This window comes from Streptomyces cucumeris (assembly GCF_024295805.1).
Classification (GTDB): domain Bacteria; phylum Actinomycetota; class Actinomycetes; order Streptomycetales; family Streptomycetaceae; genus Streptomyces; species Streptomyces cucumeris.
The window spans coordinates 1-9,450 of sequence record NZ_JANCLX010000040.1; the positions used below are offsets into that span (position 1 = coordinate 1).

General features: G+C 69.4%; 7 protein-coding genes. 2 read left to right on the forward strand and 5 right to left on the reverse strand.

Features of this window, described 5'->3' with window-relative positions:
- From NMK44_RS36375 to NMK44_RS36385, 3 genes are all read right to left on the reverse strand, one after another.
- The coding region (locus NMK44_RS36375; protein WP_254751345.1) for a type I polyketide synthase at positions 1–2,499 on the reverse strand (2,499 nt) is incomplete at its 3' end.
- A 241-nt stretch (positions 2,500–2,740) separates the two neighbouring features.
- The gene (locus NMK44_RS36380) at positions 2,741–3,502 is read right to left on the reverse strand and encodes a thioesterase II family protein (RefSeq protein ID WP_254751348.1); all 762 of its coding nucleotides are present in this window, start codon (positions 3,500–3,502) and stop codon (positions 2,741–2,743) included.
- Between the two features lie 50 nt (positions 3,503–3,552).
- Positions 3,553–5,040 carry an MFS transporter gene (locus NMK44_RS36385; RefSeq protein WP_254751350.1) on the reverse strand — a complete coding sequence of 496 codons (1,488 nt, stop codon included), beginning with the start codon at positions 5,038–5,040 and terminating at the stop codon, positions 3,553–3,555.
- A gap of 148 nt (positions 5,041–5,188) precedes the next feature.
- On the opposite strand from NMK44_RS36385, the gene NMK44_RS36390 reads away from it, so the two are divergent.
- A complete protein-coding gene (locus NMK44_RS36390; protein ID WP_254751352.1) occupies positions 5,189–5,824 on the forward strand; it encodes a hypothetical protein in 636 nt (211 codons plus the stop codon).
- 18 nt (positions 5,825–5,842) lie between these two features.
- On the opposite strand, the gene NMK44_RS36395 is transcribed toward NMK44_RS36390, so the two are convergent.
- Entirely contained in the window at positions 5,843–6,364 is a 522-nt protein-coding gene (locus NMK44_RS36395; RefSeq protein ID WP_308358731.1) for a nuclear transport factor 2 family protein, read from the reverse strand.
- Positions 6,365–6,674: 310 nt separating this feature from the next.
- Between NMK44_RS36395 and NMK44_RS36400 the strand changes: the two genes are divergently transcribed.
- Positions 6,675–8,252, forward strand: a complete 1,578-nt coding sequence (locus NMK44_RS36400) for an alpha/beta hydrolase (protein ID WP_254751354.1) — start codon at positions 6,675–6,677, stop codon at positions 8,250–8,252.
- A 134-nt stretch (positions 8,253–8,386) separates the two neighbouring features.
- Here NMK44_RS36400 and NMK44_RS36405 read toward each other — a convergent pair whose 3' ends face one another.
- A complete protein-coding gene (locus NMK44_RS36405) occupies positions 8,387–9,328 on the reverse strand; it encodes an NAD-dependent epimerase/dehydratase family protein (protein WP_254751356.1) in 942 nt (313 codons plus the stop codon).
- Between the last annotated feature and the right edge of the window lie 122 nt (positions 9,329–9,450).

Genomic DNA, 9,450 nt, shown 5'->3' on the forward strand with positions numbered 1-9,450 from the left:
GTCGATGAGCGCGCGGACGGCGGGTTCGAAGCCGACCTGACCGCGCAGATTCCGGTACCAGTACCCGGCGTCCATGGTGGCGGTGTCCAGGAAACCACCCGTGACGGTCGAGTAGAACGGCACACTCCCCGCCATCGGAGCCACAGGAGCCAGCGCAGCCAGCAGCTCCGCCTCGATGGCCTCCACCTGCGCCGAATGCGAGGCATAGTCCACCTTGACCCGGCGCGCCCGCACCCCATCACGCTCACACAGCGCCAGCACCTCATCCAACGCCCCGGGCTCACCCGCCACGATCACCGCCGCCGGACCATTGACCGCCGCCACCGAAATCCGGCCCTCATACGGAGCGATCAGCTCCTCGGCACGCTCCACCGGCAACGCGACCGACATCATCCCGCCGAGCCCCGCCAACCGGTCACGCACCAACTGACTGCGCACCGCCACGATCCGCGCCGCATCCGGCAGCGACAGGCCACCGGCCACATACGCCGCGGCGATCTCACCCTGCGAATGACCCACCACCGCAGACGGCTCAACCCCATAGGAACGCCACAGCGCCGCAAGCCCCACCATCACCGCGAACAACGCGGGCTGGACCACATCCACCCGCTCCAGCGACGGCGCACCCTCAACCCCACGCAGCACATCCTCAAGACGCCAGTCCACGAACTCCGACAACGCCTCACCACACGCCGCGACCTCCGCCGCGAACACCGGCGAGGAGTCCAGCAGACCAACCGCCATCCCCTCCCACTGCGCACCCTGACCCGGGAACACGAACACCGGCTTCACACTCGAACCGGCCGTCTGGCCCTCCGCCACGTTCGCAGCGGGTTCGGCCGAGCTCAGCTCGCTCAGACCGGTCAGCAGGGCACCCCGGTCGGTGGCCACGACCACGGCGCGGCGCTCCAGATGGGCGCGGGTGGTCGCCTGGGCGAAGGCGATGTCCAGGTGGTCCAGTTCGGGGCGGGCGATCAGATGCGCGCGCAGCCGGTCGGCCTGCTCGCGCAGCGCGCCCTCACCACGGGCGGAGAGCGGGACGAGCACCGGCGGTCGGGCACCGGTGCCGTGGTCCCCGGTCGGCTCGTCGTTCGCGGCCGGCTCCTTTTCGGGGGCCTCCTCGAGGATCACATGGGCGTTGGTGCCGCTCACGCCGAAGGAGGAGACACCGGCGCGGCGCACCCGCTCCCCCGCGGCCCACGGCCGCGGTTCGGTCAGCAGCGCGACCTCGCCCGAGGACCAGTCCACGTGTGAGGACGGCGCGTCCACGTGCAGGGTGGGCGGAAGCGTCTCATGACGCATCGCCATCACCATCTTGATCACGCCCGCCACACCGGCCGCGGCCTGGGTGTGGCCGAAGTTCGACTTGATCGAGCCGAGCCACAGCGGCCCGTTCTCCCGGTTCTGGCCGTAGGTGGCCAGCAGCGCTTCCGCCTCGATCGGGTCGCCCAGCGGGGTGCCCGTGCCGTGGCCCTCGACCGCGTCGACGTCGGAGGGGGTGAGTCCGGCGCTGGACAGCGCCTGGCGGATCACCCGCTCCTGGGACGGGCCGTTGGGCGCGGTGAGGCCGTTGCTCGCGCCGTCCTGGTTGACGGCGCTGCCGCGTACGAGGGCCAGGATCCGGCGTCCGTTGCGCTTGGCGTCGGAGAGCCGCTCCAGGACCAGCAGGCCCATGCCCTCCGCCCAGCCGACACCGTCCGCGGCCTCCGCGTACGCCTTGCAGCGTCCGTCCGGCGACAGCGCGCGCTGACGGCTGAACTCGATGAAGGCACTGGGCCTGGCGAGCGTGGTGGCGCCGCCGACCACGGCGAGCGAGCACTCCTTGGCACGCAGGGACTTGGCCGCCAGGTCGATGGCCACCAGGGAGGAGGAGCAGACGGTGTCCACGGTGACCGCGGGACCCTCGAAGCCGAAGGTGTAGCTGATGCGGCCGGAGGCAACGCTGGGGGACGACGCGATGGAGAGGTAGCCCTCGATCTCCGGGCGCCGGTCGCTGAGGCCCGCGACGAATTGGTAGTCGGAGAACATGAGCCCGCAGAAGACCCCGGTGTCGCTCTCCTTGAGCGTCAGGGGGTCGATGCCCGCGTCCTCGAACGCCTCCCAGGCGCCCTCCAGCAGCAGCCGCTGCTGCGGGTCCATGGCCAGCGCCTCGCGCGGGCTGATCCCGAAGAACTCGGCGTCGAACTCGGCCATGTCGTCGAGGAATCCGCCGTGGCGGGTATAGGCGGTGCCGGGGTGGTCCGGGTCCGGGTCGTAGAGGTTGTCCAGATCCCAGCCGCGGTCTTCGGGGAATTCCGAGAACCCCATACGTCCCTCGGCGACCAACGACCACAATTCCTCCGGTGAGGTCACCCCACCGGGAAAGCGGCAACTGATCCCCACGATGGCCAGGGGTTCGCCCGCCTGGTCGAGCAGCTGCTGGTTCTGCCGCCGCAGGCGCTCGGTCTCCTTCAGCGACTTACGCAGGGCTCCGACGATGTCGGGCTTCTCGAGGGCCATGCTTGTTTCCCCCACCTTCGGGCTCTTGCCGGCAACCATGTGGTCGACTGTTTAGATCCCGCGGTGGCCCGCCCAGATACAGCCATTCAAGAATTTTTTCCCGGGGAAGGTTTGAGAGACTGCCGATGCTGTTGGCGGACCGGTCCCGGGCGCTTGGGGACATGACAAAGCGGCCCGGCCGCACCGGGTTCCGGGATGGTTGCCGAAACCCCGCGCGGCGGGCCGCCGGATGGTCAGGAGCTCACGGGTTCACGGCGAGCGTGTCGTTCAGTGCCCCGTTGATGGCAGCGGTCAGGCGGGCGCCGTTGTCGGTGAAGAAGAAGTGGCCGCCCTCATGCGTCTCCAGGGTGAACTCCCCGGTCGTGCTGCGCTTCCACTCGGCCGCCTCCGGCTCGTTGACCTTGGGGTCCGCCCTGCCGATGTGCACATGGACCGGCACCGAGACCTGTGTGGCCGACGAGGCACAGTACGTCTCCGCCAGCCGGTAGTCCGCACGCATGGGGGGCAGGATGATGTCGAGGATCTCCTCGTCCTGGAGGAGCTGGTGCCCCATTCCGCCGAGCAGCGCCATCTCCTGGAGAAAGGCGTCGTTCCCTTTGAGATGGGTGCCCTCGTCCTTGCGCAGCGTCGGCGCCACCCGGCCGCAGGCGAAGAGGGCCAGCGGCGGTTTTCCCTTGGCCTCCAGACGGTGGGTCACCTCGAAGGCGACCAACGCGCCCATACTGTTTCCCATCAGGACGACGGGCAGATCGTTCCAGTCACCGATGAGTTCGGCGATCTCGTCGGCCAGTTCCTCGATGGTGTCCCGGAAAGGCTCATGGCGGCGATCCTGCCGACCGGGGTACTGCACCGCGTGGACATCCAGTTCAGCGAATCCCCGCGCGAACTGGAAGTAGGAGTTCGCTGATCCTCCGGCGTGCGGCAGGAGAATCAGTCTGGCCTTGGGAGTGTCCGCGGAGTTGAGTTTGCGGATCCAGCGCCCGAAATCATCTGTGGTACCCATGGGAGACCCTCCCCGTTCATTTCCGAATGACGTCGACCGGTGTGAGGGTGTCAACTGGCGTCCTCCACCTTCTGCATGGCGACGTCCCCGCCCTCCTTCGGTGTCTCCCGCGACGGGAAGCGGATGAACAGGGTGCAGGCGATCGCCCCCAGCAGCAGGAATCCGACGGGAAGGAGCCCTGTCTCACTCAGCGCCGTACTGTAGGGCTCCTTGAACATCTCGGGGATCTTGGTGACGCTGCCCTCGACATGGCCCCCGCCGCCACCGACGCCCGGCAGATGCGCCTCCAGCCGGTCCACGAACAGCGCGCCGACCGCGGCGCTGCCGAGCACGGCGCCCACCTGGCGGTTGGTGTTGTAGACACCGGAGCCCGCGCCGGACTGGTCGATGGGGAGGTTACGGGTGGCGATGGCGCCCAGCGGGCCCCAGACCATGCCGTTGCCGATACCGGTCACTGCGGCCGTGGCCAAGAACATCCACAGCTCCGAGTCCGGCTTCATCAACTCGCTGTACGCGACGATGGTGATGCCGAACAGCACGAAGCCCGTGGTGGTGAAGGTGCGCGGATGCATGGTGTCGGACAGCTTGCCGACGAACGGCGCACAGACACCGGTGAGGATCGCCAGCGGTGCGAAGATCAGCGCCGACTCCATCGAGGTGAGCCCGCGCACGCCCTGCAGATAGAAGTAGGTGGGCACGGTCATCGCGGTCACCGCGGCGCCCATGGCCGCGATGCCCACGTTGGCCAGCGCGAAGTTGCGGTCACGGAACAGGCTCAGCATCAGCAGGGGTTCGCCCTTGTTGACCGCCTGTGTCACGACGAACATCGCCAGGACGGCGAGACCCGCGCCGATCATCAGCCAGATACTCGCCGACCAGTCCTTGTTGTTGCCTTCCTGGAGGCCGAAGACCAGCAGGAACATACCGCCGCAGGAGAGCACGATGCCGACCACGTCGAACTTGTGCGGCGTGGTCGGGAGCGAGGGCACCATCTTCCAGGCGAGGAAGAAGGCCAGGACGCCGATCGGGACGTTGATCAGGAAGATCCACTCCCAGCCGGCGGAGTCCACCAGCAGACCGCCGACGACCGGACCCACCAGCAGCGCGACTCCCGCGGAACCGCCCCACGCGCCCATCGCGGCACCCCGCTTGTCCGCGGGGAAGATCCGGGTGACGACCGCCATGGTCTGGGGTGTCATCAGCGCGGCCCCGAGGCCCTGGACGGCGCGGGCCGCGATCAGCATGTCGATGCTCCCGGCCACTCCGCACCACAGCGAGGAGAGCGTGAACACCACCAGGCCGACCAGGTAGACGTTCTTCGGGCCGAAGCGGTCACCGAGCCGTCCGGTGAACAGCAGCGGTGCGGCGTAGGTGAGCAGATAGGCGCTGGTCACCCAGACCACTTCGGAGACATCCGCCTCGAGCGACTCCATGATGGCGGGGTTGGCGACCGCCACCACGCTCATATCCAGCAAGATGAGGGAGAATCCGACGAGCAGCGCGCCCAGAACGTGCCACGGATTTCGTTCAACGGTCACGGTTATCTTCCCACCCTCAAGCTGACTGGTCCCTTCTCCGGATCACAGATCCCGGCACCGCCCACTCCGGATACATCCGCGACGGAATTCCCCCATATATGTGGCGGAGGTCACACCAGCGCCCTGTCCCGGCGAAGACAATCGGTCCGTGGGAACAGACATCTACGGGTTCGTGGAGTGCCGCACCTGGGGGCCCGGCCTCGAGATCGGGGCGACGGCCTGGTACTCCGCCATCGATCTGTCGCTGCTCGGCGTGGACCGGGACTACGCCGCCTTCGGCTGTCTCTTCGGGGTGAGGGGCCCCAAGGGCCACTGGCGGCCGGTGGCGGCCGGCCGCAGGCTGCCGGCGGACGTTTCGGAGGTGACCGGAGCGGAGCATGCGGCGCACGGGGCGGCGGTGTTCGGCACGACCTGGATCGGCTGGGACGAGGTCCTTGCCATCGACTGGGACGAACCGGCGATCCCCCGGGCCACCGATATCGCCCGGTACCGGCGACTCCCGGACGGCACCCTGGAGTTGGCGCACCGGGGGGACTGGAGCCGTGGCTTCGCCCGGGCCAGCGGTATCGACACCTTGTCCGTCGACCCGGACCGGGTCGGAGAGTTGTGGGCCGAGGGCACCGAATGGGACGTCGGCACCACCGTCTTCCGGGCCGAACGCGCCCGGCGCCGGGACGCGGTGCCCGCGGACGGCCCGTGGCAGCCGGTGTGGACCGTGATGCGCGCTCTCGCGGGGGTCCACGGCGATGCCCAGGTCCGCCTGGTGGTCTGGTTCGACGCCTAGGCCATCCGGCGCCCGGTGTCACTCCAGCGCCTTGAGGGCGTCCTCCCCGCGGGTCCACCACACGCCGACGCGCAGGCGGGTCAGCAGCCAGCCGTCCGCGCCCCGGCGGAACTCCCACTCGTAGGGCCCGCCCATGGAGTAGGGCGAGGCAATCTGCCCGGGCTCGGTCACGGCGACGAACCACATGTACCCGATACCGGTGGCGCGGTCGTCGTCCTCGATGGTGAAGTGCGCGTTCAGGATGTGGTGCTGCATGCTCGGGTAGGGCGCCTCCGCACGCTCCACCGTGGTCCGGATCGCCTCCTTGCCCCGGACCGTCTCCCACGGGCCGAATTCGAGCGTCGCGTCATCGGCCCAACACGCGGTCCAGGTCTCCCAGTCCCTGAGGTCGAGCGCCCGCCACCCCCGCATCATCAGCCCGCGCAGCGCCTCCTTGTCCTCCAGGACGCGGATCCTTCGCACCAGGCTCTCGTCGTCCCTGGTGGCGGATGGCACCTCGGCTCCGTGCATCCCGGCCTGCTGTGTCCCGGTGTGCTGCATCGCGGTTCGTTCCTTCCGGACGGACTGTGGTCGGCGCACGGGCCGCGCGCCGCTTCGGAGTCTGTCCGGCGGTGGGAGGGCCGACCAGGACGCACCGTCACTGGGCGGCGCGCACCCAGTCACACCCTCGCCCTCCGACGGAGGGACCACGGCCGACGCGGCCGGTCCCGTACGACCTCAGAACCACCCGCGGTGCCGGGCGTACCCCCGTGGTCGGACACCATTCCACCCCGTCGGTGGTTCTCCTGCGTCCGTCCCGTACGGAAGGGTGAATGCGTCCCAACACACCCTGCCCATAAGGACACCGCACGTGCGCAGCAGATCGTTGACTCATGTCCTGGCGGCGAGCACCCTCGCGGCGTTGGTACCGGCCTTCGCCCCGGGCAGCGCATCGGCCGCCGAGAACCCCCTGCAGCAGTACATCGAGCAGCGGCCGTCGTGGCACCGCTGCGACAGTGACTCCCCGGCCTCCTTCCAGTGCGCCACCATCAAGGTGCCGTTGGACTACGACCGTCCCGACGGCAAGAAGATCGGCCTCGCCATCTCACGGCTGAAGACCAGCACCCCCGCGGAGCGCCGTGGGGTGCTGCTCGTCAACCCCGGCGGACCGGGTGGTTCGGGCCTCTCCATGCCCTTCGGGCTGGCCGGTGAACTGCCCTCGTCGGTGAAGAAGAAGTACGACCTCATCGGTTTCGACCCGCGGGGTGTCGGCCGCAGCTCCCCGGTGGGCTGTGGTCTCAGTGCCAAGGAGCAGAACTGGGAACGCCCCTACCGGGCGGAGAAGTTCGCCAAGGACGTGAAGTGGGCCCGTACCGTCGCCGAGAAGTGCGACACGAAGCAAGGGGACCGGCTGCGCCACATCACCACCCGGAACACGGCCCGCGACATGGACGTGATGCGGGCCGTGCTGGGCCAGAAGAAGATCTCCTACCTGGGGTACTCCTACGGCACCTACCTCGGCGCCGTGTACACGCAGATGTTCCCGCGCCACGCCGACCGGTTCATCCTGGACAGCTCCGTGGATCCGGCGCGGATATGGCGCGGCATGATCCAGATATGGGCCGAGGGCGCCGAACCCGCCTTCACCCGGTGGAGCGAGTGGACGGCTCAGCGGCACGCCACATACAAGTTGGGCAAGACGCCCAAGGCCGTCCGCAAGACGTTCTGGGACCTGGTCGCACGGGCCGACCGCAAGCCGATCGAGCTCGACGGCCAGAAGCTGACGGGGGATGACATCCGCTCCGGCAGCCGTGCCGCGTTCTTCAGCGTGCGGGAGGGCGCGGAGGGCATCGCCAAGCTCAAGAAGGCGGCCGACCGGGGCCCGTCCCGGACCGCCGAGCCCAAGGCGCCGAGCCGTACCGGTCAGCCGTCCTTCGGACGGGCCACGCCCGACGACAACGGCACCGCCGCCTTCTGGTCCGTCGTGTGTGCGGACACCGGTGCGTGGCCGCGGGACCCCGAGGGGTACCGCGCCGACGCGGTGCGGGCGAAGAAGGAGTACCCGCTGTACGGCGACTTCGGCTCCACCATCAAGCCGTGCGCGTTCTGGAAGAAGGAGGGGAGCGAGCCCGCCACCACGATCGACAACGAGGTCGGGGCACTGGTCCTGCAGAACGAGTGGGACTCCCAGACGCCCCTCGCCAGTGGCCGCGGTATGCACCGGGCCATGAAGGGCTCGCGGATGGTCACCGTCGCCGGGGGCGAGGGCCACGGCATCTACGGTTCCAAGTCATGTGCGGACAAAACGGCCACCAGCTATCTGACCACCGGCCGTCTCCCGGAGCAGGACCTGACCTGCCGGACCTCCGCGGCGCAGCGTGAGCGGGGCTTCAACAAGCTGCCGCTTCCCACGCCTCCGGGGCTCCCGGGCCTGACGGACCGCTTCTGAGCGGCCCGCTGAACCGCTGTGACCGCCGCTGAACCGGTCGGAGCGGCAGGAGGAACGACGTGGGGCTCCGGACCGGAGCCCCACGTCGCGTAGGTACGGCACGTCGCGCGCGTGTGTGGCGCGCGACCCGGGGGTCACCCGGTGGTGGTCCTGCGCTTCCGCCACCAGTCCACCGTCGCGCGGACCTGTTCGTAGAGGGGTGTGGCGCGTAGCGTGAACGCGGCTTCGTAGGCACCTGAATCAGCCACGAACGGACGGTCGAACTGGTAGCGGATCTCCCCCAGTTCGCGGATCTGCGGTGAGAACACGCCCAGCAGGCGCAGCACTGCCGGTGACAGCCCGCGCACCGCGACCGGCCCGGTGTCCGCCTCGGCGGCGAGGCGGTCGACCATCTGCCGGACGGACAGCGCGGGCAGCGTCGGAACGTGCCAGGCCCGGCCCCAGGCGCGCTCCTCACCCGCCACCTCGACCAGGGCCCCCGCCACGTCGGGCAGATAGCTCCAGCTGTGCGGGGCGTCGGGATCCCCCAGCGCGGAGACCGGTTTGCCGCGCAGCACGCGCGGCACGACCCGCGCGGCGAGGTGGCCGCCGTCGGTCACCCCGGGGCCGAAGAAGTCCGAGGCCCGCACCTCGACCGCCCGGATGCGCCCCTGCTCGTGCAGGGTCCGCGCCCGCTCCCAGACGGCGGCGCGCACCCGCCCCTTGGGGCCGGTCGCCGCGAGCGGCAGTTCCTCGGTCAGCGGCACGTCCACCGGTCCGTAGCCGTAGAGGTTGCCCAGCATGACGAGGACGGCCCCGGTCGCCTCGGCAGCCGCGCACATCGCGGAGGCCAGTGGTGGCCATTCGCGCGTCCAGCGGTGGTAGGGCGGTCCGGCACAGCCGTAGAGGGCGGTTGCTCCCTTGACGGCCTCGGTCAGCCGCCCGCTGTCGGCGGCGTCCAGGGCGAGGTGCTCGACACCGGGTTCCGGGGCGCGGCCCGACCTGGTGACGACCCTTACCGAATGGCCCTGTTCGGCCAGCAGCCGGGCGGTGGCCGCACCCGCGGGGCCGGATCCTATGACGACATGAAGACTCACAGCCGCACACTAACGCGAGGGTGTGGTGCGGCTCGTGGTGCATGGCGGCCGATTGCTCATGAATCGCTTATGGATCGTTCATGCCTCTTCCCGCTTGAACATGAAAGTGACATCCTCGCCGC

Excerpts from the sequence above, each read along its gene's own strand:
- NMK44_RS36395 (WP_308358731.1), bottom strand. The coding sequence starts at position 6,364 with ATGCAGCACACCGGGACACAGCAGGCCGGGATGCACGGAGCCGAGGTG.
- NMK44_RS36380 (WP_254751348.1), bottom strand. The coding sequence starts at position 3,502 with ATGGGTACCACAGATGATTTCGGGCGCTGGATCCGCAAACTCAACTCC.